Here is a 25,813-nt window from a genome sequence, read left to right on the forward strand (position 1 = left end):
AGGACCAGGGGAGAACAGGACACAGGGCGGTTCTGGAATTCCCCGGAATGCTATCCGGGGGCCATTGAGACCGGGTTTTTCGTGCATGGCCCAGAGGTTCAATACTTGCCTGATTGAAAATGGGTCCACCGATAGTAAAAAAGGCGATTTTTAAATCCGGACGGGCCCACTACGCAGTTGGTTAGGGCCCGTCCTTACCTTAAGCAGTCATTTCAGTTGGGGTCATGCGCTTTTGCAATTCGTACGGGTTGGAAGGACGGGAAAATAGGCGTTTGCATGTAAAATAGAAATTAATAAATGATTTAGAAGATAGCAAGGGAAGATATAAATTCTCCTTTTCTGTATTGTAATTGATTATGACCCATGGGGCACCCTTTAAAAGGGCGGCGGTCGGGCTGCTGGCGCTTGGCCTAGCTCTTGGATGGTCAGTACTTCCGACCTCCAAGGCCTCGGTCTATCAGCTCAGCGTCTCCTCCCTTGCTCCTGAATGGGTCAAGCCCCTCTCCGGGCCGGTTGCGATATTTGGAGTCAATATGTACCAGGACGGGGGCGAGCTCCTGACGGCCGTGGCGGTAAACTTCACGGACGCCAGCGGGGCTGGCCACTTCGATACATCCGACCTCGCGCCCCTCTCAACGAGTTCCTCGAGCGGTGTGGCTATTTATATTGACAACAAGACGAAGGGCACAACAGGGCTCTTCGACCAGTACGACCAGCCTGCGCCACTCTCGGAGGTCCCCGCCTGGACCGTCGTCGGCAACACCTTCAGGACCGTCCTCAAGATGAGCGGCCTTCAAATCCCTCCCAGCGACCTCGCCAATTATTCAGGACCGGATTTCTTCATTGTCATCAGAACAAGTGCCCTAGCCTCTAACGGTGACAATTTCACCGCCTCGCTAGCCTCGGGAGACGTATGGGTTGATGGCGTCCCCTTGGTTTTCTCGTCGGTGGGGACTGGGGTGATCACTGTTGATGCTATCGAGCCGCGCGCCTGCGCCGGCGATGACTTTACCGCAGAGGAGGGGGAGGAGTGCACATTTTACGGGGGCCTCTCAACGGACAATGTTGGGATTGCGCGATTTATATGGTCCTTTGGGGACTTTGGGTCCGATGGCGTGGCCAGCGGCTCCTTTGTTTCCCACACCTACAAAGCCCCTGGGCGCTACACCGTTGTGCTGAACGTCACCGATCCGGCCGGCAACTCTGATGAAGACACCCTGGTTGTGACCGTCTTGAACATCAACCAGCCCCCAGAGATTATCTCCATCCCTCCGAGCGCGGGGGTCCAGGGTAGGGACTACACATATTTAATGAGAGCCATAGACCCCGACGGCGACACCCTCACCTTCCTTAAACTCGAGGGCCCGGACGGAATGATTGTGGATTCTAGCTCCGGCCTTGTTTCCTGGAAACCGGGCGTCACAGACGCAAACCGTACTTTCAGGGTGGTTCTTGGCGTCACGGACGGCATAGCTTCACCGGCCAGCCAGTCCTATTTCCTCACCGTTCAGAACATCAACGACCCACCGTATTTTAAGAGCCTCCCGGTGCTCATCGCCCTTCAGGGGCGGCCCTATTTTTATCAAGCCGAGGCCGAGGACCCGGACCACGACGCCCAGCTTGTGTTCTCAATTGTGGCGGGGCCTCGCGGAATGTCCATCGAGGCATTCACGGGTCTCGTCAGCTGGACCCCGACCAATGAGCAGGTAGGGCTGAACCGTATTGTGCTGGCCGTCTCAGACGGCGAGTTCACGGCTTACCAGAGCTTCGAGGTGAATGTAACCAATGCCAACGACCCCCCGCAGATTCACTCCCTTCCTCCGACCATCGCCCAGCAGGGTGTGCTATATGAGTACCAGATTCGGGCTTACGACCCGGACGGCGACGAGCTCTCCTATTTCCTCAGCGCAGCCCCGGCCAATATGACCATTGACCAAAAAAAAGGTCTAGTGGCGTGGACGCCCCGGGCGGACCAGGTAGGGACTGTCTTGGTCGGTCTGGAGGTCTCCGACGGTTTAGGAGGGCGGGCGAGCCAGAGCTTCCATATCAGGGTTATGAATGTGAATGACCCACCGTTCATCATCACTTCTCCCCCTGTGACCGCGCGCCAGGGGAGCCTTTTCACGTATAGGGTGCTTGCGCAGGACCCCGACGGCGATTCTCTCCAATTCACCCTCGCCTCTCATCCCGACGGAATGAGCCTCACCCAGGAGGGTGGGGACGCGGCCGTGCTCGAGTGGCTACCCTCCCAGGCATCGATCGGGAAACGCGAGGTTGTCATAGTCGCATCGGACAGCCATGGTGGGGTGGCGGTTCAGGCCTTTCAGATAATGGTACAGGACGTCAACGACCCGCCAATTTTCCTCGGAGGCGCTCCAGGCACGGCCTATCAGGGCCGGCCTTACGTGGCCGTGGTGAAGGCGTACGATCCCGACGGAGACGAGCTCCACTACTCGCTTCTCACGGCTCTCCCCGACATGCAGCTCGACAGAAGGACCGGCCTGCTAGTCTGGTACCCACCCACGAGCCAGCTGGGCGAGTACCACATCATCGTCAGGGTAACCGACCCAAGCGGCGCCTTTGTCGACGCTCCTCTCAATATCACACTACTCCCGACAAACGAGCCCCCGAAAGTCGTTTCCCCTGGTCTCCTGCGGGCCGTGGTTGGGGTTAGGTTCAGTTGCAGAATCGAGGCCTATGACCCCGATGGGGACGAACTCGTTTTCTCATCGGACTCAGCACTCTTCGTTATCAACGCCACAAGCGGTGAGTTCTATTTCACACCAGGGCCGGGGGATGTGGGAGTGCATCTATTCAGGGTTCGGGTCACGGACCCAGAGGGGCTTGTGGATGAGACCGAGGTGGTTATTGAAGTAAGGAGCAGAGGGGACGAGCTTCAGCTCGGGAGGGTGGCCGGCTTCGGGCTCGCCGGTTTGGGCGGGTTGAGCCCTTGGTTCGTGACGGTAGTCTGGGCGGTGGTCGTGGCGGTTTTCCTGGTGGACTACTGGAGGTTGAGGGCAGCGGAGAGGGAGGAGGCGGAGCGCGAGAGGGGGGCGGGAGCAAAGAGGCGGGTCCGGAAGGTCGTGGCCCAAAGGGAGACCAGATGCGGGCTGTGCAGGCAGGCGGTAAGTATTAAGGCCTCGCCGGGCAATTATACCTGTTCCTGTGGAACCGCCTATCACATCCAGTGCCTCAAAAAAACCGGGCGATGCCCGGTCTGCGGGAGGGGGATGGACGAAAAAAGAAAAGGGAGGCAGGCCCCGTAAGAGTGGAGCGCTGGTTGTCCTGAGGCCCGGGTACCAGGACGCGGACCGCTTCGAGAGGGCGAAGAGAATAGGCTGGCTGGACTTCGGGCTAATAGCAAAGGAGCGGGTCCTTGTGGTGGGGGCTGGGGCGCTGGGCAATGAGGTTGTGAAGAATCTAATCCTCTCTGGCTACCGACGAATCTCCCTCGTCGATATGGACCGCGTCGTGCTCTCGAATCTTAACCGGTGCGTCTTCTTCACGGAGGAAGACTCAACAGAGAAGCGGTTCAAGGCCGAGGTGCTCGCCGAGAGAGCCCGCCGGCTCGACCCCGGAGCGAAAGTAGAGCCGCACGTGTGCAGAATCGAGGAGATGCCGGAGAGGTTCATCTATAGGCACGGCGTCGTGTTGGGATGCCTGGACAACATCGCTGCCCGCCTCCACCTTAATGCCCACACCTATCCTCGCGGAATTCCGTACATCGACGGCGCCACGCTGGGGACGGTGGGGAAGGTGCAGAACGTCCTGCCTCCAGAGACGCCATGCCTGGAGTGCGGTATGAATAGGACCCATATGCGGGTATTGGAGAAGCGGTTCTCGTGCACGGGCAGGGACTTCACCTTCTTCGACCCCAAGCTTGCCGCTGAAATCACCACAACGAGCGTCGTTGCGGCGGTTCAGGTCAGGGAGGCTCTGAAGCTGACGAGCAGGCAGCGGGAGCTATGCTTCCGGAACATCTTCTACTACGATGGAAAAAGAAATGTCAGCGAAATTCTGGAGGTGGACCGCAACCCTGAGTGCCCCCACCACTCGAAGGAGGTGAGGGCGTGAAAGAGAGCTTCAAGGGGCTCAAGTACGCCAAGTCGCTGGAGAAGAAGCTCGCCGGAGACCCCACTCGTAGGCGGAGGCTCCAGGATGAGCTGGCGAAGATGGGCGGGAGGGTGGAGGAGGCGAGGAAGGAGGGGGCTAACACCTCCCGCCTCGAAGGCCTCTTGCGGGAGGCAGAGGCCGCACTCGAGCGCAAAGAGTTCGATAGGGTAGAGGAGCTTCTGACGGAGTGCGAGGAGATTCTTCGGAGCTTCAGGGCGAGGACGGTGGAGGAGGAGCTCAGCCTTGCCGGGAGCATCATAGATGACATCGAGAGACTGGGCGTTGACGCATCTAGGATAATGGAGCTGAAGGTCCAGGCCGAGGAGAAGGTACGGAAGGACCCTGACGAGGCCCGCAGGCTCGCCCAGACTGCAATCAAAGAGGGTGCCAGGGTTCTGGAGGCAGGAGTGGCTGAGTGGCTCTCCAACTCCGAGAGCATTGTCAACGACTCCGAGAGATGGGGCATGGACGTGTCTTCGTTCAGAGCCTCGCTGGAAAAGGTCCGGGGCCTGATTGCAAAGCGCGCATTTATACAGGCCGTCGAGATAATGAACTCCCTATATGAAGAGGTTGAGAGGCAGCGCAGGGCACATTTCAGGGAACTAATGACGAAGGTGACGAAGGCGCTGGAAGAGGCCCGGGCTCAGGGGATGGACGTATCACGCTGGGAAGCGTCGTTGCCCCGGGTAGGGTCATTAATAGACGTCAGGGACTATGAAACCGTTTACGAGCTGCTGAAGGGCTTCGAGAGCGACGCAGCTTCCTTTACAAAGAAGACCGCCGATGTAGGAGAAACCCTGAGAACCGTGGCCGGCCTGATAGAGCGGGTCGAAGCCTCTGGAATTCCAGTGGCGGAGCAGAGGGCGGAGCTCGTGAGGCTCCAAGGCATGGCCGCTGCCGGGAAAGCCGGCCCTGCTCTCGAGGCCGCTGTCGAACTTCGTGTCGCCCTAGAGTCTCTACTCAGAAGGAGAGACGAGGCTGCGGGCGAGCTATCAAAGGCCCGGGAGCTCGTCGAAGGGAGCAGAAAGATGGGTCTGGATACATCGGATGCTTTGTCGAAGCTGAATGAGGCGGAGGAGCGCCTCAGAGGCGGGAAACCGGAGGAGGCTCTCTCACTGGCGCGTAAGGTCATCGACTCCCAGATTTCCAGCCAGAGGAGAGTAGTCGCGGAGGTCCTTGAGTCCGTTCAGGGGGAGCTGGATGCCTTAAAAGCGACGGGCGCGAGTGTGGAGGCGCCCGAGGAGACACTGCGCAGGGCGAGAACCGCCAGCGAGGCCGGAAGATACGCCGAAGCCTTCCTGCTCGCGAGGCAGTCTCTCGGGGAAATCGAGGCACGGACCGGGCTAATAGCCCAGGGCGTCTCACGTGCTCTGGCACTTCTGGAGGGAGCGGAGCTCGAAGGCCCGCCTCTGGAGAACGCCGAAAGCCTGGCGCTTGAAGCGCTCCGTATCGTTGAGAGTGGCGACGCAGTTCAGATATCCGAGGCTGCCGCGGCTCTGGAGAAGGCGGTCGCGACCCACTCCCGCGCCAGTGTCCTGGCCCAAGACGTTCTCGAGAAGGCCCAGGAGGCTGTAACCGAGGCCCTGATGGCGGAGCTGGACGTCTCTCCAGAGAGCTCGAAGCTCGAGCAGGCTCGGCTGGCGTATGAGAGCGGGGACTACGAGGGTGCCCGCTACAGGGCGGAGGACATTATCCCCTCCCTCAGGCAGAAGTGCAGGGACGCTCTTGAAAAGACGCTCCGCTCCACGCGCAACCTTATAGATGAATACGGGCAGCAGGGAGCGGAGCTCCCGAGGGCTGAGGAGTATCTGAGGCGAGCCCGGGAGCTGCTAGAATGCGGGAGGTTCGGGGCAAGCCATTACTATGCGGGGCTGGCAGCGGAGGAGGCTCGTACTTTGGGCCTAAGGTTCCGTGAGGCCGTGGACGGGAGAGCCCTACTTGAGGCCACGCTTGAAAGGGCTAGGGGGGCGGGGGTGGAGGTGGGCGAATTCGAAGAGAGTCTGGCGCACGTCAGGGCCTTGATAGAGAACGGGCAGTACGAAAGCGCCCTGACCTTATCGGCGGAGGCCGTGGAGGCCATAGAAAAGAAGCTTGAGAAGCAAGCCCATGAGCTATGCGAGAGGCTATCCGCGCTGATAGAGGCCTCAGAGCAGCTCGGCCTGAGTGTGGAGAGCGAAAAGACCGGCCTGGCGAAGGTGCGAGAGCTCTTGGAAAGGGGCGACATCGCCTCCGCGGCCTCGAGCGCGAGGGAGGTTCTAGGCCTGCTGGAGCAGAAGAGGCTGATGCACCACACGGCCTCGGAAACAATTCAGGCTGCGGAAAGACGCCTCAGCGAAGCCGAGGCCTATGGAATTCCACACTCGGAGATGGTTGAGGAGATGATAGAGGCCAGGAAGGCCTTCAACTCGGGTAACTACGAGGACGCCGTTTCGATTTCCCATGCCGTGCTAGACGCTGCAGAGAGGCTGCTCAGCGAGCGCTCGAGGGCAGTCCTGGAGGCGGCGATGGGACGGCTTGAAGAGGCGGGCTCATCAGGAGTGGTTGTGAAGGACCTGAGGGAGCGGCTGGAGGCCCTTCGGGAAAGCGTCCCAGCGGGAGCATTCCTCAAGGTCCTGCGCGAGGTCCAGGCCGTGGACGCGGAGCTGGCGCGGTTGAAGAACAGACACAGTGAGGCTCTCTCCGCCCTCTCCAGACTCCAGAGCCGGATAGCGGAAGCGAAGGGTCTGGGGACCGACGCCTCATCAGCAGAGGACCTCCTCGGGCTGGCCCGCTTTGCGTCTGAGAGAGGGAACTACGATGACGTTCTGGACTACGTCCGTCGAGGGGAGCTCGAGCTCGACGGAGCCATCGGGGACGCCCTTAGAAAGAGACTTGAGGTCATCCGCGCGCGCGCCGAGGAGCTCTCAGGGGAGGGTGTGGAACTCAGCTCTCTAAAAAAGGCCCTGAGAGATTTAGAACCGATGCTCACCGAACGCCGTTTCAAAGAGGCGCTCCAGCAGCTCGATCGCATCGAAACCGAGCTCGGCGTTCGCCGTGACCAACACCGCAATACCCAGAAGCTGCTGACCGCTGTTGAGGCCAGAATCAGTGAGGCCGCCGGAATGGGCGTCAAGACCCTAGAGGCCCAGGAGCTGCTGGCTAGGGCTCGCAAGAGCGCCGAATCGGGGGATTACCCAGGTGCAGTCGAGCTCGCCGAGCAAGCCCGCGACACCATCGTCCGCTCCATAGAGAGCCACCAGCAGACCCTCGGCGCGATAGAGCTAGCGCGGGCCCACATACGCGATGCAGAGGCCATGGGCGCGGACATCGCCAGAGGCCGAGAGCTGCTGGAGCAGGCCGAGGCTCACTTCGCAGGTCGAAACTATGACGCAGCGATGGAGAAGGTCGTGGAGGCGGAGCAGGAGCTCGTCAGGGCTCAGGAAACGCTGGTTCAGGAGTGGACAAGTAAGGCCCGCAGGGCGATCGACTCTGCCGTCGAGATAGGTGCGGACGCGGCCAGAGCAAAGGATCTGCTGTCGCAAGCCGAGGGTGCGATGCAGGCCCGGGAGTTCGAGGAGGCATTTGCCTTAGCGCGCAGAGCCTGTGAGGAGGCGGAGGCGAGCCGGGAGAGGCACGCCGCCGGCCTAAGCGCCCTTACGGAGCTCCAGAAGCTCGTACAGGGAGCCCAGTCCGAAGGAATCCGGATGGAGGCGTTCATAGAGGAGCTGGAGAGAGTTCGGGGGCTGGTGCAGAAGCACGACTACTCATCTGCGATGGAGGTGGTTAGCGATTGTAGAAGGAGGGCGGAGGAGACAATTGCAGTAGCGGTCGCGGCCCGGAGAGTGATAGAGGGGTGCGAATCCTCTCTCAAAACGGCGCGGGAAATAAGGGCCGACGTGCAGCACCCAGAGACCCTCCTGAAATTCGCTAGAAAGGCCTTCCGGGAGGGCGACTACGAGCAGGCGAGGGCTCGCGCGGAGGCGTGTCTATCGCAGCTCGTGACCGCCCAGCGGGACGTAGTATGGAGCGAGCTCGCGCCGTTGCTGGACGAGCTCGAGGTAGTGGCGGAGGAGGGGGCGGACGTCTCGGCCGCGGGCTCATCTCTAGACGAGGCCGGTGAGGCCCTCGAGGCCGGTCAGTTTAAGACCTCGATTGAGCTCTGCCGGCAGGCGAGAGAGAGACTGGGCGCCGCGGATTCGGCCTTCAGGGAATCGAACTCCGCGGTTCTCCTCGCGCGGGCTGCTGTCGAGGAAGCGCGGATTGTTGAAGTCGATGTGACGGTAGCCTCCGAATTCCTCAACGGCTCGATGGGAGCACTCTCGAAGCACGACTACGCGGGAGCGAGGGAGCTGGCTAGGCAGGCCGTAGAGGAGGCCATCAGGGGAGCGAGGGCAATCTTCTCGCAGCACATCGCCACAGCGGAGAAAGCGATAGCCGAGGCAGAGAACTGGGGCATTCGCTCGAGGATGGCTCGAGACAGGCTCGCCCGCGCAAAGGCAGCAATCGAGCTCGCCAGCTTTATGGACGCGAGTGTCCTCCTGGAGGAGTGCGACGGAGCCCTAACAAAGGCAATTAACGACCACCGGGTCGTTTCGGAGAGGATGGGTCAGCTGACAGAAGCTCTCGAGAGGGCGACGGCGCTGGGTGTGGACGTGGGGAGGGCTCGGGAGGCAGCCGCACGCGCTGAGGCCCTCGTGTCAAGAGGGGAATATACCCGCGCAATAGAGAGTTATGACAAAATTCTGGCCGACCTGAGTGCGGCGGAGCGTGAGCATGTCCTAGGCTTTATCCAGCGGGTACGGAAAGCAGCCGAGGAGGCTGCCGCGCAGGGCCTAGAGACCGCTCGGGAGCTGGCCCTCCTCACCGAGGCCAGTGCTGCCCTCGAGAAGGGGGAGCTGCAGAGAGCTTTCGAACTCTCTTCGAGCGCATCTAGGGGCCTGGAGAGCAGTAGAAAGGAGCACCGTCGCATTCAGGGCCTTGCGGTAGCCCTCGATGAGGCCGTGAAGAAAGTCAAGGGATACGGAGCGGACACCTCCGAGCCTGAGAGACATCTGGCGGCCGCACGAGAGTTACTGAAGAAGGGCGCCTACGCGGAGGCCGAGGACCTGATAAACAAGGGGAACCAGCTCCTCAGCAGGGTTCAGAGCCAGTTCATGTCCCAGAGGCTCCTGAAGGTCGAAGAGTCGTTGGGTTATTTAGAAGCCGAGGGGGTCAAGGCCCCCAAGGCCATCGAGCTCCACAGGGAAGCGGAGAGGCTCTTCCGCAGCCAGTATTACGCGGAGATGCTCAAAACTATCGAGGCTTGCGAGGCCGAGATAAAGAGGGTCAGAAAAGCGAGGGAGGAGATGGAGGCCGCGCTCTCCGCCCTCAACACCATACTCTCAGCCATGGACGCTTTGGGGGCTGATCCACGCAGGGTCCAGGGCTTTATCTTGAGGGCCAAAGAAGTTGCGGGGGAGGGGGACTATGCCACTGCCCTCTCCCTCCTCGATGAGGCCAAGGTGGGTGCGGAGCAAGGGATAAGGGCCAGGGTTCAGGAGTTCCTTCACTCCGCCGCCACCTCGATTGACGAAGCCGAGGCCATAGGGGCGAATGCTAGGGCGGCCAGACAGCTCCTCTCCGAGGCGCGAGCTCTGGCTGAAGCTGGCGAGCACAAGAGGGCTGTGGAGCTTGCTAAGGCCACGAGCGAGGAAGCTGAGAAAAGGGCGGCGGAGCACCGCCAGCATCTCGAATTTGTGGCAAGCGCTGAGAAGGCGGTCATTGAGGGAGAGGCAGAGGGCCTCAACATGGAGAGGTTCCGGAGCGCGCTCGAGGATGCCCGTGCCCGCCTGAAGAGCCACGACTATCAGGAGTGCGCGGCCGCGGCGGAAAGGATAAAGAGCGAGATCGGGACCTTGATGAGGCAGTCCAGCGAGGCCCGGAGGATTATCGCTTTCTGTGAGAAGAAGATTGGCGCGGCGAGAAAAATCGGAGCGGAGGTTGGCTCTGCTGAGGCCCTTCTCGCAGAGGCCAGAGCCGAGACAGAGCGCAGGAATTTCGTGAAGGCCTTCGAGATAGCCACCCGCTGCCTCAAGGATCTTGACAGCATGCAGCAGGCGGTTGTGCTGGGCTCACTTTCGGACGCGGAGCTTCACATCGCCGAGATTGAGGAGACGGGCTCGGACACTGCTGAGGCCTCCGAGCTCTTGGAGGTTGCGCTTGAGGCCCTCAACGAGAACGAGTTCGAGAAGTCGATGGAGCTCACCCGCCACGCGCTCGAGCTGGCCAGAAGCAAGAGGGCCGAGCACGAGGCCTCGGCCGAGAGCCTGAAGAGGCTGGAGCTGAGTGTCAAGGACTTCTCAGAGGTGGGGGGGGACGTCCGGGCTATCGAGGAGCTTCTCGAATCTGGGCGAAGGGCTCTGGCATCCCACGACCATAAAAAGGTAGAGGAGATCGTGCGCTCGGGCAGGGAGGCCCTCAATGTGATTCTCCAGGATTTCGTCTCCCAGAACACACGGCAAGCCTCGAGCTTTCTCTCAGAAATAGAGGAGATGGGGGCTAGCGTGGCCAAGGCGCGGGACCGCCTCAGTCGGGCCCGGGCAGCCCTCGAGTGCGGGGACCACAAGTCCGCCCTCGCGCTAATCGAAGAGTCGATACACGCTGCGGAGGAGGCGCGCCGCCGGCACGTCGAGACAATAGAGGCTGTGAAGGGGCTGCAGGCAATGGCAAGGGAGGCCTCGGAGCTTGGGCTCGACATCTCCCGGACCAAGAAAGCGCTCGTCGAAGTGAACGAGGCCGTGGACGAGGGGCGCTACGATGACGCCAGCAGAATTATTCAGGAGGCGAGGTCGGAGCTAGAGAAGGGGTATCTCAGATACGCCGAGGAGGCTGTGCTGAAGACGGAGGAGTGGATGAGGCGCTCGCGCGAGTTGGGCGCCCAGCTCTCGGCAGAGGAGAGACTGCTGGCCGAGACGAAGGTTCTGTTCTCGCAGGGTAGGTTTCAGCAGGTCCTCAAAATGTGCCGTGAGTGCCAGCGTCGCGCCGAGGAGCGCGTGAACGAGCACGTTGCGAGCGAGATTCTAAAGGCCGAACACCTCATTTCGGAGCTAGAAAGGACGGGAGCGGCGTTTGGGGACTTCAGAGCGATGCTCGAGAGATCCGAGGAGGCCGTCAGCGAGGGGAACTACGACGGGGCCCTCAAGCTAGCAAGGGAGACATACGCCCGGGCCCGCGACACACTCAGGAGCTCTGTGAGCGGGACCCTTGAGACCTTGAAGGGGCTCGTGGAGGAGTCAAAGAAAATGGGGGCGGACGTCAGAGAAGCCGAGGAGGTCTTGAGACTTGCCACCACAGCCCTCCGGAACGAGGAGTTCAGCTCGGCGCAGGAGCAGGCGCTCTCGGGCATCGCCCTCGTGGACCGCATACGCGAGGACTACCTCTCCCGGAAGATCTCGATGGTGGAGAGGAAAATCAGAGAATCCGAGGAGATGGGGGTTGTCGTTGAGGACCTCCTCAAGTCGCTCGAGATGGCGCGGGAGATGCTAGAGAGGGCGGAGTTTGAGAGGGCTTCGGGCCTCCTGGCTGAGGTGGAGAAGACGGCAATGGGCCGTCAGGCGGCATTCGCGGAGGAGGTGATTAAGAAGGCGGAGGAGACCTTATCAAAGATAAAGATGGATATAGACCTCACGAAGCCCCGCTCCCTCATCGAGGAGGCGCGGGCCGCTCTTTCTGAAGGGGAATATGAGGAGGCAATGGACTACGCCAATCGTAGCATAGAGGAGGCAGGGCGCGCCCAGCGCCAGTTCGTGGAGGAGGTCATCTCAACCGCCGAGGAGACCATAGACGCGACGAGAGAGATGGGCGCTGACCCGAAGAAGGCAGTAGAGGCTCTGGAGTGGGCCCGCGGTGACCTCGAAGCTGGGAACTTCGAGGCCGCTCTGGAGAAGGCGGTCCAGAGCGCGGAGGAGGCCGAGAGGGCCCAGCATGAGTTCGTTGCGGGCCCCATCGAGTACTGCCGGAAGGTCCTGAAGGAGGCCCGCATTCAGGACGAGAGGCTTAGGAAACTCCTAGCCTCGGCCGAGAAGCTTCTGGCCGAGAAGGACTACGCCGCCGCGAGAAGGGAGGTGCTCCGAGCTCTTGGGCTGACAGAGGAGGTCCAAGAGAAGCTCGCTCTGAAGGAGATATCGGCCGCGGAGGAGGTGCTGGCGAAGGCGGAGGAAGCCGGGGCAAAATCACCCGCTGCGCGTAACCTATTGACCGGGGCCCTCAAGGCGCTCGACGCCCGCGACTTCGAGAAAGCGACGCGTCTCGCCCGGGAGTGCGCATCCCAGGCCTCCAGGAACAGGGAGGACTTCGGCAAGGCAGGGCTGGAGCTGGAGACCGCGACCCAGAAAGCTGCCCTCCTCAAGGAGCTGGGACTCGCCCCAGAGGAGCTTCTGGACTTCCTGGAGCTCGCCAGCGCCGAATTCAGCAGCGGGAACTATACGAAGACGCGGGATTTCGTCGCCCAGGCCATGCAGCTCGCCGAGCGAACGTATGTGAAGGCTGCGAGCGAGGCCATAGCCTCCTCCCAATTCAAGATAAACTATGCGAAGAACATCGGGGCAGATGTCAGCGCCGCCGAGCACACGCTGGCGGAGGCCAAAAAGGCCCAGGAGGCCAAGGATTTCGGCAGGGCCCTGGAGCTCGCCCGGAAGTGCGGACAGGAGGCGGAGCAGGCGAAGGAAAGGTTCAAGGAGCTCGTTGATACGATTTACTCAGCAGAATCAATGATATCCGTGGCCAAGACATATGGCCTGGACACAACCATTGCCAGGAGGCTGCTGGACCAGGCGGTGGCTCTAAGGTCGACCAGCGGTGAGGAGGCCCTGGACTTCGCGCGCCAGAGCATTGAAGAGGTCCAGCGGAGCTTGGATCGCTTCACTCCTAGCATCGGCGTGGAAATAAAACTCGAGGGGCAGCTGCACAAAGAGAGGTGGAGCCAAGCCTCCCTCTCCATAACCAATCTGGGGAAAGCCACTGCAAAGGATGTCGTGGTCAAGTTCTCGGGGGAGCTGGATATCCAGGGCAACGAGAGAATACCCCTCCTGAGACCGGGCGAGACGCGCAAGCAGGTGGTGCGTGTCAGGCCCTCCAAAGGAGGGGAGCTGCCACTGACCATGTCCATCGCCTTCCTCAGGGAATTCGACGGAAAGGAGTTCAGCTTGCATGAGACAAGATGGATAAGGGTGGAAGACATGACCCCACTGGCGACTCCGATGAATCAGTTCGTGACGAAAGCCGTCCGCTGCCACATCTGCCTCGGGACCATCAAGTCAGGACTCCCACTCGTCAGGTGCGAGTGTGGAAAGACCTACCACGAGACCTGCGCCTCGCGCGTGGGAGAGTGCCCCAACTGCGGCAGGGATCTGAAAAACATAATCCACAAGGAGACCTGAGCGGACGGGAGCTCTCCCCCTATGCGATGGGCCCCCTCTGCGATGGGGTTAAATACGGGTAGATTATATTAAGATGCAGTCTCGGCGGAGGAAGCAGGGTTCTGGCAGGGAAATCGGCTCACTCGAACCGGGAAAAGGGATGCAGATGACCACCAGAGTGACGATAAAGGACGCCGACACGGGGAGCAGAATAGAGATGGACCTGGAGCCAGACAACACGATAGAGGAGACGATAGAGAGCGCCGCCAGCTACTGGGAGAAGGAGGCGGGAGCGTATGTCCTCCGCTGCGGCAAGAGGGTGCTCCGGGGGCAGATAACCTTGGCGGAGTCCGGAATAAGGGAGGGGGATGTATTAGAGCTTATCCCCGACCCGGAGGGGGGCGGCTGAGGGAGCGGCGAGGGGAATCGAGCGGCCGGGGCAGAGGGGCAGAGAGGGCCATGAATGGCGGATGAATCTCCACGGGGGGTGCGCGGCTGCCTTTACCCAAAGAGATTCTAAGAAAAAGGCTCCAGAATGAGATCGCGCAGGTCCGTCGCAAGATGATTCACACCATTGTGGTCTCCGACCCAACCTTCAGCAGCTTTCCCGTTGAAATCAAGGTGACTCTACGGGGTGTCCCAGGGCCGATACTGCGCGATGGCAAGGTCACGCACAAGTTCACCCACAGGTTCACGATGGAGATAACCGAGGACTACCCATACCACAAGCCCATCGTGAGGTGGGAGACCCCGACGTTCCACCCCAACGTGATGCTACCCGAGGACGGGGGCTACGTATGCACCAGACTCCTCGACGAGTGGGACTTCAACTCTACCCTGTTGACCTTCCTCAAGGGAATAGAATCCCTCCTCTCGAACCCCAACCCGGCCAACCCCTATGGGACCGACAGCTGCACTAGGGCCGCGGAGTACTTCAACAAGCACCCCTACAAGCCCCCTGAGATCATCCAGTCTAGCCGGAAGGCCCCTCGTATTCTCGCTAACGGAGAGGAAGACGACGAGGGCTGAAGTAACGAAATGGAAAGGAGCGGTGGCCACGCTCCACCGCGGAGGCTGAGGCCATTGCCCGACCGACCGAGGATTGTGGCGGAGAGAAAGCGGCGCGCCCGCGAGATGAAGCCGCCTCAGGACTTCATCATACATGAGTGGGGCAAGCCCTACGCGGGAATCGAGGTTTACATCTCTCAGAAGGCCTTCGACATTATGATGAAGCAGTCGGCCCTGCTGGCCAAGCGGCACCTCGAGGCCCTCGGCTACCTCGTGGGAGACTATTGCAGGTGGAAGAACAAGGAGTACACGATTGTGGAGGACGCAGTAACCAGCGACCTCGAGACCACATCGGTCTCGGTACATTTCCAGGCTTTCGAGAAAGCCTTCGACAAGCTCGACAGAATAGACTTCGATTATGTCATCGTTGGGTGGTACCACTCCCACCCCGGCCACGGCTGCTTCATGTCCCAGACCGACATCTCCACGCAGAAGAGGATGTTCAACAAGCCATTCCACATCGCCGTCGTGATTGATCCGATAAACAAGGAGTTCAAGGTCTACAAGATGAACGGCAACGTGGCCGAGGAGAAGGTTTTTGCAATCTATAAGAACTTAGACAGGGACGGGTCCCATCACCTTGAGGCGGGATCCAAAGTCCTGGGGACCGAGGCCGTGACGGCGGGGAAGCCCGCTGAGGAGCCGGCGGAGGAGTCGCGGCGGCAGTCCCAGGCCCACCCTCGCCCCTCAGTCCGGGAGACTGAGGAGAGGCGCAGGAGCGCCGCGACAAGCCTCCTCTTCCTACTTCCCCTCCTCTTCGCCGGGCTCGGCGGCGCGGCGGGCTTCGTCCTCTCGATGCACCGTGACAGACCCACCGCCTGGGCGATTCTCGCCGTGGGCGCGTTGATGACGGTCGTTTGGGCGCTCCTTGGCCCGCTTTTAATTGTTTAGGGTGGAGCGAGTCGCCCAGACACCCTCAGGTAAATCCGGACCCGCCTCTCACTCTATCTTTTCGGCCACTGCCGCGGCGAACTCCATCGTGCGGGCGCTCCCACCGGCGTCCGGCGTCCTCACCTTGCCCTCGCGTATGACCTCGGCGACAGCCCCCTCGAGGGCCTCGGCCCTTTTTCTCTCTCCTAGCCAGTCAAGCATCAACCCCGCCGCTAGAATGGCGGCCGCGGGGTTGGCGATGCCCTTGCCGGCGATGTCCGGGGCAGAGCCGTGGGTCGGCTCGAAGAGGGCGTAGCTGTCCCCGATGCTCGCGCTCGGAGCGAAGCCCAGCCCGCCGACGAGCTGGGCGCACAAGTCGGACAGAATGTCGCCAAAAAGGTTGGTTGTGACGACGACTTCGAAGTGGAGGGGGTCTCGGACCATCCGGGCCGCACAGGCGTCGATGTGCATCTCTTCGTATTCGATACCGGGGAACTCCGCCGCCACCTCCCTGACGGCCTCGAGAAAGGTCCCGCAGGTAGCCCTCAGCACGTTGGCCTTGTGCACTGCGGTGACTCTTTTCCGCCCCCTTCTCCGAGCATGCTCGAAAGCGGCCATGGCGATTCTCCGGGACGCCCTCGGGGTTACAGCGCGGATTGACACCGCGGCGCTCTCAGGAATCCTCTCCATACCCGGAAACCTCCTCAGCCCATCCGGCACGCGCCACCACTCGACACCGACGTACAGCCCCTCAGTGTTTTCTCTGAAGATATCTATGTCTATCCCTTCCATGGAATTCCCCGGGTTTCCCGGGTAGGCTCGGCAGGGTCTCAGGCATATGTAGAGGTCGAAGAGCTGCCGAATTCTCAGGACAGCGCTCCTGTAGGTGAGGCCCTTTTTTCTGAGGGCCGGCGCGAGCTCCCTCATCGCCTCGGGGTCAGGTTTGGAGGTGACGGCGCCTAGAAATGCGCAGTCGGTTTTTTTGAGAAGGTCGAGCGTGCGCGCAGGAAGTGGGTCTCCCTCGCTCCTCCAGAAGTCCCAGCCGATGTCGCCGTGTAGATACTCCGCGCGCAGCCCAGTAGCGTCGAGCACCATTCTGGCCGCTTCCAACACCTCAGGCCCGACGCCATCACCGGGGAGCCAGGCAATTCTGTGTTTCGGCAATCACGCACCTCCGTGGCTGTGGTCCCCGGCGTCTCGCGTCAGTCCAGGCACGGGGTGTGTAGTGGTGAATTCCGCGCGGTTTCCCCGCCTTTTTTCCAGAGCGCGGGCTCCCCCGGAGCGGGTCCAGAATCCCATGCGTCTCCTCAGATGCGGCACAAGGCCGCCGTCCCGGAGGATTTCGGTCATAAATGGGGGCAGGGGCTCGCCATGCAGAACTAACCTTTCTGCCGGTACCTCCAGAGTGCCCTTTTCAAAATCAAGGAGGACCCGCTCTCCGCTCCTTACCCTCCCCCTCACCCCTGGGACCACCATCACCGGCAGCCCGATATTGACCGAGTTGCGGAAGAATATCCGGCCGAATGACTCGGCCACTATCGCTCTGACGCCGGCCCCCTTAAGGGCCAGCGGCGCTTGCTCCCGGCTGGAGCCGATGCCCATGTTCCTACCAGCGATGATGATGTCCCCTGGCGATACTTTTCCCTCCCACTCCGTACCCTCGAGAACGTGTCTAGCCAGCTCGGCCGGCTCTGCCATGCGGCAGTACCTGCCTGCGATGATGAGGTCGGTGTTGACGTCGTCGCCGAGAACCACTGCCCTCCCACCGACAGCTCTCAGAACTCTCAGAGAATTGCCCATCGGGGTTTCTTTATCACCGGCTTTCCGGTGCGAATTCATCCTTTCCCCCCTTTCCCCCACCATTCCTCGAGCGCTCCACCAGCCATCCAACCTCTCCCCCAGCCTCTCCCTCCACCAAACCTCGTCCCGTCATCCCTACCTTCCGAATTCCCGAGCCCAACGCCCGGCCATCCTCACCATGCCCGCTGCACTCCATGCGAGGCCTCCCCCGGCACGGTCCCTCACCCCAGCATCCTGCGCGGGTCCGTGATTCTGCCCGATGCGGCTGAAGCTGCAACGGTGACGGGCGACGCGAGATATATTTCGGCCTGATGGCTGCCCATCCTCCCACGGAAATTCCTGCTCGTTGTGGAGATGCAGACCTCCCCCGGCGCGAGCAGACCCATGTGGGCGCCGAGGCAGGGGCCGCAGCCCGGGCTGAGCACGAGCGCGCCCGCGCCAACAAGCGTCGCGATGAGTCCTCTCCTTAGCCCCACTATATAGACCCGCCTTGAAGCCGGAGCCACGATGAGGCGAACCCCTTTTTGGACCCTTCTCTTTCGCAGAATTCTCGCGGCCGCTTGAAGGTCCTCAAGACTCCCGTTGGTGCAGGAGCCGAGAAACGCCTGATCAATTTCGATTCCCTCAACATCCCTTATATCCTTCACATTGTCAACGGAGTGCGGGCAAGCGACCTGCGGCTCTAATGACGAGAGATTCAGCTCGAGCTCTCTCTCATACACTGCGCCGTCCTCCCCGGCTTCCTCCCGGTACTCCCTCATCCCCAAGCACGCACGAAACATCCGCCCACTCCCACCACAACTCTCCATCCATTCGCCCGCACTCCGTCGGCGTGCAGCCGCGGTTTTTATCCAGTATCGTGCGGGGCTCCCCGGCGGCGCTGCTCTGAGAAATGCTAAGGTTCGGGCGTCGGGGGGGACCATCGCGGCCTTCGCGCCGGCCTCCACGGCCATGTTGCAGAGAGTCATTCGGGAGGAAATACTCATCGCTCCAAGCGCACCCCAGAATTCGATCGCCCTGTACTCCGCTCCGCCAGCCCCGAGTTCTTTAACAAGATAGAGCGCCGCGTCCTTTGCGGTCACCCCCCTCCCTAGCCTGCCGCGCAGGCTCACCTTTATCGTTGCTGGGACACGGAGCCAGATTTTTCCGGTCGCCCAGACAGCAGCCATCTCTGTGGCGCCGATGCCCGTGGCGAAGGCCCCGAGCGCCCCGTGAGTGGTCGTGTGGGAGTCCGACCCGACGATGAGCGTCCCCGGCAGGACATGGCCTTCCTCGGCGAGCACCTGGTGACAGACGCCCTCGCCCACGTCGTAAAAACTCCGAATTCCCTGCTCCCTGACGAAATCGCGAATCAGTCTGTGGACAGAAGCGCTCTCCTCGCTCTCTGCAGGCGCCCTGTGGTCTAGGATGATAACAATTCTGCTCGGGTCCCAGACCCTCGCGCGTCGCCCTCGATGGACCCGGCCCCTGTTCCGTGTCCATCCCGCCGGGGCGTTGGTGGGGTCCAGCCCCGGACCGTGCCGCCACGGTCGCCCTTCCCTGAATATCTCATTTAGGCCGACTATGGCGAGTCTTGCGCTCTCGTGCGCCATCGCCAGATTTACCCTGGCCTCCACGAAGTCACCCGCGCAGACCTCCTTCAGACCCGAGGCGCGGGCCAGTATTCTCTCCGAGAGAGTCGGTGCCATGGAAGCCCTCATCTCCTCTCTATCAGCTCTATGAGGGTTCCATCAGGGTCCTCTACGAAGGCGTACCTTTTGCCGGTGGCCCTGGCCGTGAATGGCTCGTCCGTGACAACCACGCCTTCCTCTTTCATCTTGCTGACCAATGCGTCTAGTCCGGTGACGACGAAGGCTAGGTGGTCGAAGGTTCGGTTCTCGTACTCAGCTTGCTCGAACCTCTTCTGGCTCCTGTACCAGGTGAGCTCCAACTGGAACGACTCCCCTTCGCTCTCTAGGAAGGCGATTTCAGCATTGTTTTCCGGTATCTCCCTCCTCGAGACCATTCTCATGCCGAAGTACCGCTGGTAGAACGATATCGACCTCTCCATGTTGCTGGTCCTGATGGAGACGTGGGCGAAGGACATGAGGCCACCCGGGCACCGATTCTCTCTAATATATAATAAATAGCGCCCGTGTCGCCCAGCGCGGCCGCTAAGGAAATTTCAGCAACGCGCACCATTATTAATCTGGGAGCGGATTTCAGTCACAATGCTCTGCCTCGGAATCGAATCCACGGCCCACACCATCGGCGTCGGCATCGTTGAGGGGGTTCCCGGGGAGGGGGGAATTCCAATCGTCAGGGCACCCGATGGCGGGATGGAGCGGCTACGACCCAGAGAGCTCCGTGCGGCTCGAGACCTCAATAGACACCGATGGAGGGCCGGAAGACAAGGACGGGCGGGCAACATTCCCCACGGCTCGGGCTTCTTGAGATGCGTTGTTCTTGCGAACGAGATGGAGACCTACGCGCCACCGGAGGGCGGAATTCACCCCAGAGAGGCCGCCAACCACCATTCAGAAAAAGTGGTCCCACTCATCCACCGGGCCCTCGAGAGAGCGAGGGTCTCGCTGAGAGAGCTGGGGCTCGTTGCATTCTCGCAGGGGCCGGGCCTTGGGCCCTGCCTGAGAACCGGCGCCACAGCGGCCCGTGCCCTAGCCGCCTCGCTCCGCATACCGCTCATTGGCGTGAACCACTGCATCGCGCACCTGGAAATCGGCCGCGCTACCACTGGCGCGCGGGACCCGGTGCTCCTCTATGTCTCTGGCGGAAACACGCAGGTGATTGCTTTCACCGAGGGGCGGTACCGCATCTTCGGTGAGACGCTGGACATCGGCGTCGGAAACATGCTGGACAAGTTCGGCCGCGGCGCGGGCCTCCCCTTCCCCGCCGGCCCACGGATAGAGGAGCTGGCGAGGGGCGCAGACTGCTACGTGCCCCTCCCCTACTCGGTCAAGGGGATGGACCTGGCTTTCTCCGGAATTCTCACGGCGGCCGAAGGAATTCTTTGGGGCAGGCGCTGGAAAGGACATACCCCCCATCGGGAGCGAGGAGAGGTTGTGCCAGAAACTGGAGGCCCGGAGGGAACACGTCTCGCTGAGCTCTGCCGCTCAATTCAGGAGACTGTCTTCGCCATGCTTGTCGAGGTCACTGAAAGGGCGATGGCCCATGCCGAGAAGCATGAGGTGCTACTTGGTGGGGGTGTGGCAGCCAACTCAAGGCTCAGGGAGATGGTCGCCCGGATGGCATCGGAGAGGGGGGGGAGGGTCTTCGTCCCGGAGAAGAGCCTCTGTGTGGACAACGGCGCCATGATTGCCTGGACGGGCATCCTGATGCACCTCGCGGGCGTGAGGATGAGCATAGAGGAAAGCCGGATACGCCAACGCTTCAGGACCGACGAGGTTGACGCGGTCTGGAGGCCAGCGAGGCGGGCCCCGGCGCGGCCGCGCCGACGCATGCCTGCCCCCACGGAGGATGCATCAGAGGCCGGCGGAAGGTTGCTCGCGAGGGGCGCGGAGGCGGAGCTGAGGCTTGTCAGGTGGATGGGGCGGAGGGCGCTCGCGAAGCGCAGGGTGCCCAAGCGGTACCGGCTGCCGGAGCTAGACCGCTCGCTTAGGGAGCTTAGGACAAAGGTGGAGGCGAGGTTGCTCAGGGAGGCTCGGGTGGCCGGCGTGCCGACGCCCATCGTCTATGATATAGACCTGGGGGAGGGGGCCTGCACCCTGACGATGGAGTACATCGAGGGAGAGCAGGTGAAGCGTCTCCTCAACCGTTCCCCCCAGGAGGTTGCCCGAAGGCTGTGCCACAGAGTAGGACGCTGCATAGGACTCCTTCACGGCGCCGGCATTGTCCACGGGGACCTGACGACCTCCAATATGCTTCTATCCAGAGGAAGAATATACTTCATCGATTTCGGTCTGGGAGCGCAAACGGAGGAGCTGGAGGAGCGGGGCGTGGACCTCAGGGTGCTCAGGGAGGCCTTCGGGAGCACTCACGCACATATCTCGGCGCTCTTCGATGTTATCCTGAGGGGCTACATGGAGACATTTCCCGGGGGAAGAGAGGCTGTCGAGCGCATGAAGGAGATCGCGTCACGGGGTAGATACACTGAGTGACGACGGAGCGGCAGAACATGCTGCGGGGGGATAGGAAATGGTAAAAGCACCCGGCAGCTCTTTAAAAGGGGAGGCGGCGGGTGGCGAATTGAGGAGGACGGTGAGGGTGCAGCGGGAGGCGAAGGGTGCGTGAGTCAAAGGAGTGAGGTAGAGGTGAATGAAGAGAGCCGGTGAAGGGTGGAGCGGATGAGGGAGCGTTTGAGTTGGACGGAGGGGTGAGCCGGAGGGACTGGAGATGAGAATCAATGTCATAACATCCAACGAGGGTAAGTATGGCGAAATTCGGGAAATGCTGGAGGCCGCAGGCCACATGGCCTCATGGACGAAAATCCCCTATCCGGAGATACAGTCTTCCAGCCTCGACGAAGTGGTGGGGGAGAGCCTGAACTGGGTCGTGAGAAGGCTCATCCCGCTCGAGCCCGTCCTTATCGAGGACTCGGGTCTTTTCATCGATGCGCTCGGCGGCTTCCCCGGCGTTTATTCGGCCTATGTGTTCAAGACGATAGGAAACCAGGGAATACTGAAGCTCATGGCCGGTGTGGAGAACCGAGCAGCGAGGTTTGAGTCAAGGGTCGGTTTCTGGGCGCCGGGGATGGGGCCTCATATATTCAATGGGAGCTGCCAGGGCAGCATTGCACATGAGGCCGCGGGAGGCTCAGGATTCGGCTACGACCCGATTTTCATTCCCGAAGGGGAGAAGCGGACGTTCGCCCAGATGAGCCGGGAGGAGAAGGGTGCGCTCTCCCATAGAGGGAGGGCGCTCGCCGGACTCCTGAAGTTCCTCGGGTAAGAGGCTTTCGCTGATTCACTCGAGGGTGGCTTCAAGAGCGTGTCGTGAGCCGACGGGCGTAAAGAAGCGATGGAGTTTTGTCGAGGAAACTCGCGCGCTTCGCCCGTCCCGCTCATGTTGCCGACGGCTGATTTGCGATCCCATACAATCCAGGGCTACAATGCAGGCCTCATCTGATGGTGAATGTATAGGAGGCCTCAGTGGTGTTCCCCGCTGCGTCGGTCGCGACTACTACGATGCTGTGGGTCCCGCCCGACCAGCTCTGGCCCGGGAGGTTAGTCCGAATTCGGTAGATGTCTTTCGTGTAGGACTGGTAGCCCCTCTTCTCCATTTTCAGAAATATTTTTTCGGGGCTGCCGTCAAGGATGTAGTAGACCTCGGAGACTCGGGCGTTGTCGTATATATGGAGCATTATCGCTTGCTCGTAGGTGATGTTCGTCCCGTTGTCGGGTGCGATCAGCTCTATCACGGGCGGCTGGGATGGCACGAGCTCGAAGCTCCCTTTCAATTTAGAGGACCGTCCAGTGGAGTCCTCGGCCCTGATTTCGTACGTGTAGTTCCCTGTGGATGTATATGTCAGGGGGAGCATATAGAGGCCGCCTGATTCCTCCGTGAAGTTTGTGAGGCGCTCGTAAATTCCTCCGGGCCCAAGAATCACCGCGCTAATCGACGCGACGCCCGAGTTATCCGAGGCGAGAATCGCCAGCTTTATCGTGCCGCCGAGTTCCTGCTTTGCCTCAGTGCTGTCGCTCAGTACGGGCGGAGCGAGGTCCATCACGGGCGGGTTGGAGAGCAGGACCCAGAACGCGAGCCAGCAGAAGAAGAAGGACACGAGCAGGGCTGCAGCCTTCGTCCAATCCCAGCCCTCGTACGACACTTTGAACAGGTCTAGAAGGGGCTTGATGAAGAAGACCGCCAGAACACCCGCGGCGGCGCCGATGGTGAAGTCGCCGGTCAGGGCGAATAGGGCCGCGGAGACGGCGGCTATTCCAATGCCCCAAAGGGCGGCGATGATGGTCGCCTTGGCGGCCTCGAGCTCTGTCCTATAGAACCTTTTTTCATCGAAAGGCGGGGGGCCGAACTCCCTCTCCTCCCCCTCCTCCCTGCTTTTCTTTCTGGCCATCCAGGCCCTCAAGGCCCGGCGGGTTCTTAAGAGTTGCCGTGGATGGATTTATTATGCGTGTGGCCTTTTGCAGCTCCGGGGTTGTGCGCGCATGCCTGGACGGGAAAAGGGCGGGAGGAATGGGGCTCCTGGGGGGGGTTCACGTGCTCGTGGTGCGGGGGCAGGAGAGGGCGGCACAATGCTGGCTCGCATCACGCCGGGTCCCGCACCCTCCGCCACCGGCGGTGACGTGGAAAAGCAGTACCACATCGCGCTGGCGCCGGGGGAGCTGGCCGAGAGCATCCTGCTCTGCGGGGACCCGGCGAGGGCGGAACGCGTTGCGGGGCTCTTCGACGAGGGCCTCCTCACCAGAAAGCACAGGGAGTTCGTGACGCACACTGGGAGATGGCGGGGCCTCGGGATTTCAGTGATGTCAACAGGCATCGGGCCCGACAACACCGAGATAGCGCTCGTGGAGATATCGCGCATATGTAGAAGCCCGGTGCTGATAAGAATCGGGAGCTCGGGAGCCCTGAGGCCTGAGGTCCGCATCGGCGACCTGATAATATCCACGGGGGCCGTGAGGCTGGAGAACACTTCCACTTTCTTCGTCCACGAGGGGTATCCCGCGATTGCGCACCACGAGGTCGTCCTCGCGCTCCTGACCGCAGCCGTGAGAAAAAAGGTCAGGCACCACCTAGGACTTACTGCCACTGCGCCGGGCTTCTACGGCGCCCAGTGCCGCGAGGTCGAGGGCTTCCCGCTGCGCTGGCCTGGGCTTATCGACGAGCTCGCGGGCGAGGGCGTCCTGAACCTGGAAATGGAGACCAGCGCCCTGTTCACCCTCGCCGCCCTGCGCGGCTTCAGGGCGGGTGCGGTCTGCGCGGTCTATGCCCATAGGCCGTCGGGGAAGTTCGCGGATGAGAGGGAGAGGTGGGAGGCTGAGGGGAGGTGCGTTGAGGTCGGGATGGAGGCCCTGAGAATTCTTCATAAAATGGACGAAGAGAAAAGGAGAGCGGGTAGGGAGCACTGGGTACCGGAGCACCTCCTCGATAGCTCCTGAGAGTGAGGTCGCCCTGCCGATGTAGCAGAGCGTCTCCCGGCCACTCATCTCGAGCCGAATCGCTCCGGTGGCGGGGAGTTGATGGGCGTGGTAATTAAAGGCCTGTGCGCTCACGCTCATTCTGCGGGCCAGCTCGCTCTGCGTTATTCCCTGCCAGGCGCAGATGCTCTCCAGCACGACCTCCTGAATTGTGGTGAACTCGCCCGCCCTCTTGGTGACCCGGGCCTCGACCGGATAGAACCGTTTATAGAGGCCGTCCCGTACAGATTTAATAAAACCCCCCTCGAAGAATTCGTAAGGGATAGGCCAGGGTCCCGTTCTTGATGCCGAGATGGACCTTGATTGAGTTGTAGGGGTCCCCCGGTTTGGCGATGAGGTAGTCGTGAATCCTGCCGCGTAGGTACGGGTCCAGAACCTCCTCCCTGCGTAGTTTAGAATAGGGGGCAGAATAGGGTGGAGGAGGGGGAGGTTCGTGAGGGCGAGCAGGACCAGTTCGTTCCAGCCGAGGGCTATTCTACCCAGGATGAGGAAAATCGCCAGAAGGGGCAGCAGATACTCCATTGAGACCGCCGGACCCGGCTCTCCGGCGGGCTCAACCGTCACTGAGAGGCTTCTCGTGTCGCCAACATATCCGTCGCCTACTGCGGTCAGGAAGAGGGTGGCGTGCAGGGAGGGACCCCTGTGACGGGCGGCGCTGACGAGAAGCCTCCAGCTCGAGCTCTGCCCGGCGCGCAGATTCAGGGGACCGCTCAGAAGCCTCACGCTGAGCTCCGAGGGGTGGCTGGTGGTGGCGTTCAGGGACAAATTGGCCACCTCCCCACTCGTGCATGAGATTCGGACGGTCAGCTCGGCCTCCCCGCCCCCTCTCAGCCGGAGCTCGCTCTGCGGGACGAATAAGAGAATCTCGGGCCCTGCCGGCGCGAGCCCTCTCCCCGAAACGACGATGCTCAGCGCGAGCTCTCGAGAGATACCTGTGCCCCCGCTCGAGGACGCGAGGAGAAGGAGCCCGTATGTACCGGTGGGGGTGTCCGTGGGCACATCGATCAGAACGCCGAAAACCTCCTCCTCGCCCGGGGAGAGGGAAAGGCTCCCGAACGGCAGGGAGGCCCACCGGGCCGCGCCGCCCTCGATGGATAAGGAGAGAGTGTCCCGGAAGTTACCGTTCGAGCGGATGGAGACGGGGATGGAGACACTTGTGGATTGAGATAGATTCAGCTCGACGATGGTGCTGGAAATGGCGAGGAGCTCCCAGCTCCCGACGCGCCTCACGGGAACTCGGAAGCTCAGGTTCTGCACCAGCCCCGTCCGGGCGGCGGTCGCCTGGAGAAGGACGACATGTTCTCCATAAGGAGAGTTGATGAAGTCGCTGGAGGACTCGATGAGGACCGTTACCTCGACGGAGGAGAGGGGCGCGAGGCGCAGCGACCAGCCCGGCCGGAGCCCGACGCTCCAGTTCCGGGGCATCTCGAGAGTAGTCAGCTCAAGAAAGTCCTCGAAGTTGCCAGTGTTGCTCACGTT

The 25,813-nt window shown here is 61.4% G+C and carries 15 protein-coding genes; 8 read left to right on the forward strand and 7 right to left on the reverse strand.

Annotated elements, in window-relative coordinates:
- Nucleotides 1-356: 356 nt before the first annotated feature.
- The 6 genes from QW379_01775 (at nt 357) to QW379_01800 (ending at nt 15,446) form a co-directional block, all read left to right on the forward strand.
- Nucleotides 357-3,266: a tandem-95 repeat protein gene (locus QW379_01775; GenBank protein ID MEM2869137.1), complete on the forward strand. Its 2,910-nt coding sequence runs from the start codon at nt 357-359 to the stop codon at nt 3,264-3,266.
- A complete protein-coding gene (locus QW379_01780) occupies nt 3,166-4,074 on the forward strand; it encodes a ThiF family adenylyltransferase (protein MEM2869138.1) in 909 nt (302 codons plus the stop codon). The genes QW379_01775 and QW379_01780 overlap by 101 nt, the downstream gene beginning before the upstream one ends.
- Nucleotides 4,071-13,508, forward strand: coding sequence for a hypothetical protein (locus tag QW379_01785; GenBank protein MEM2869139.1), 9,438 nt, complete (start codon nt 4,071-4,073; stop codon nt 13,506-13,508). The genes QW379_01780 and QW379_01785 overlap by 4 nt, the downstream gene beginning before the upstream one ends.
- A gap of 73 nt (nt 13,509-13,581) precedes the next feature.
- Nucleotides 13,582-13,896: a hypothetical protein gene (locus QW379_01790; GenBank protein ID MEM2869140.1), complete on the forward strand. Its 315-nt coding sequence runs from the start codon at nt 13,582-13,584 to the stop codon at nt 13,894-13,896.
- A gap of 152 nt (nt 13,897-14,048) precedes the next feature.
- Nucleotides 14,049-14,516, forward strand: a complete 468-nt coding sequence (locus tag QW379_01795; GenBank protein ID MEM2869141.1) for a ubiquitin-conjugating enzyme E2 — start codon at nt 14,049-14,051, stop codon at nt 14,514-14,516.
- 54 nt (nt 14,517-14,570) lie between these two features.
- The gene (locus tag QW379_01800) at nt 14,571-15,446 is read left to right on the forward strand and encodes a Mov34/MPN/PAD-1 family protein (protein ID MEM2869142.1); all 876 of its coding nucleotides are present in this window, start codon (nt 14,571-14,573) and stop codon (nt 15,444-15,446) included.
- A 48-nt stretch (nt 15,447-15,494) separates the two neighbouring features.
- On the opposite strand, the gene QW379_01805 is transcribed toward QW379_01800, so the two are convergent.
- From QW379_01805 to QW379_01820, 4 genes are all read right to left on the reverse strand, one after another.
- A complete protein-coding gene (locus QW379_01805) occupies nt 15,495-16,589 on the reverse strand; it encodes an isocitrate/isopropylmalate dehydrogenase family protein (protein ID MEM2869143.1) in 1,095 nt (364 codons plus the stop codon).
- Entirely contained in the window at nt 16,590-17,264 is a 675-nt protein-coding gene (leuD, locus tag QW379_01810; protein MEM2869144.1) for a 3-isopropylmalate dehydratase small subunit, read from the reverse strand.
- Between the two features lie 182 nt (nt 17,265-17,446).
- Nucleotides 17,447-18,925: a 3-isopropylmalate dehydratase large subunit gene (locus QW379_01815; GenBank protein MEM2869145.1), complete on the reverse strand. Its 1,479-nt coding sequence runs from the start codon at nt 18,923-18,925 to the stop codon at nt 17,447-17,449.
- Nucleotides 18,922-19,311, reverse strand: a complete 390-nt coding sequence (locus tag QW379_01820) for a VOC family protein (protein MEM2869146.1) — start codon at nt 19,309-19,311, stop codon at nt 18,922-18,924. The genes QW379_01815 and QW379_01820 overlap by 4 nt, the downstream gene beginning before the upstream one ends.
- Nucleotides 19,312-19,435: 124 nt before the next feature.
- Here QW379_01820 and QW379_01825 point away from each other — a divergent pair, with 124 nt between their 5' ends.
- Nucleotides 19,436-21,340, forward strand: a complete 1,905-nt coding sequence (locus tag QW379_01825; protein ID MEM2869147.1) for a bifunctional N(6)-L-threonylcarbamoyladenine synthase/serine/threonine protein kinase — start codon at nt 19,436-19,438, stop codon at nt 21,338-21,340.
- Nucleotides 21,341-21,575: 235 nt separating this feature from the next.
- Nucleotides 21,576-22,130 (forward strand): XTP/dITP diphosphatase, encoded by a 555-nt coding sequence (locus QW379_01830; protein MEM2869148.1) that lies wholly within the window; start codon nt 21,576-21,578, stop codon nt 22,128-22,130.
- A gap of 169 nt (nt 22,131-22,299) precedes the next feature.
- Here QW379_01830 and QW379_01835 read toward each other — a convergent pair whose 3' ends face one another.
- From QW379_01835 to QW379_01845, 3 genes are all read right to left on the reverse strand, one after another.
- Nucleotides 22,300-23,253 carry a hypothetical protein gene (locus tag QW379_01835; protein ID MEM2869149.1) on the reverse strand — a complete coding sequence of 318 codons (954 nt, stop codon included), beginning with the start codon at nt 23,251-23,253 and terminating at the stop codon, nt 22,300-22,302.
- A 51-nt stretch (nt 23,254-23,304) separates the two neighbouring features.
- Nucleotides 23,305-23,946 carry a hypothetical protein gene (locus tag QW379_01840; GenBank protein ID MEM2869150.1) on the reverse strand — a complete coding sequence of 214 codons (642 nt, stop codon included), beginning with the start codon at nt 23,944-23,946 and terminating at the stop codon, nt 23,305-23,307.
- Nucleotides 23,930-25,813 (reverse strand): hypothetical protein (locus QW379_01845; protein MEM2869151.1); only part of this gene is annotated, 1,884 nt, incomplete at its 5' end. The genes QW379_01840 and QW379_01845, both read right to left, overlap by 17 nt.

Source organism: Thermoplasmata archaeon (assembly GCA_038851035.1).
In the GTDB taxonomy this organism is placed as follows: domain Archaea; phylum Thermoplasmatota; class DTKX01; order VGTL01; family VGTL01; genus JAWCLH01.

What these genes read in the sequence shown, in the direction of transcription:
- QW379_01775 (MEM2869137.1), top strand. Translation starts at nt 357, where the DNA reads ATGACCCATGGGGCACCCTTTAAAAGGGCGGCGGTCGGGCTGCTGGCG.
- QW379_01790 (MEM2869140.1), top strand. Translation starts at nt 13,582, where the DNA reads ATGCAGTCTCGGCGGAGGAAGCAGGGTTCTGGCAGGGAAATCGGCTCA.
- QW379_01795 (MEM2869141.1), top strand. Translation starts at nt 14,049, where the DNA reads ATGATTCACACCATTGTGGTCTCCGACCCAACCTTCAGCAGCTTTCCC.
- leuD (MEM2869144.1), bottom strand. Translation starts at nt 17,264, where the DNA reads ATGAATTCGCACCGGAAAGCCGGTGATAAAGAAACCCCGATGGGCAAT.
- QW379_01815 (MEM2869145.1), bottom strand. Translation starts at nt 18,925, where the DNA reads ATGAGGGCTTCCATGGCACCGACTCTCTCGGAGAGAATACTGGCCCGC.
- QW379_01820 (MEM2869146.1), bottom strand. Translation starts at nt 19,311, where the DNA reads ATGTCCTTCGCCCACGTCTCCATCAGGACCAGCAACATGGAGAGGTCG.
- QW379_01825 (MEM2869147.1), top strand. Translation starts at nt 19,436, where the DNA reads ATGCTCTGCCTCGGAATCGAATCCACGGCCCACACCATCGGCGTCGGC.
- QW379_01830 (MEM2869148.1), top strand. Translation starts at nt 21,576, where the DNA reads ATGAGAATCAATGTCATAACATCCAACGAGGGTAAGTATGGCGAAATT.
- QW379_01835 (MEM2869149.1), bottom strand. Translation starts at nt 23,253, where the DNA reads ATGGCCAGAAAGAAAAGCAGGGAGGAGGGGGAGGAGAGGGAGTTCGGC.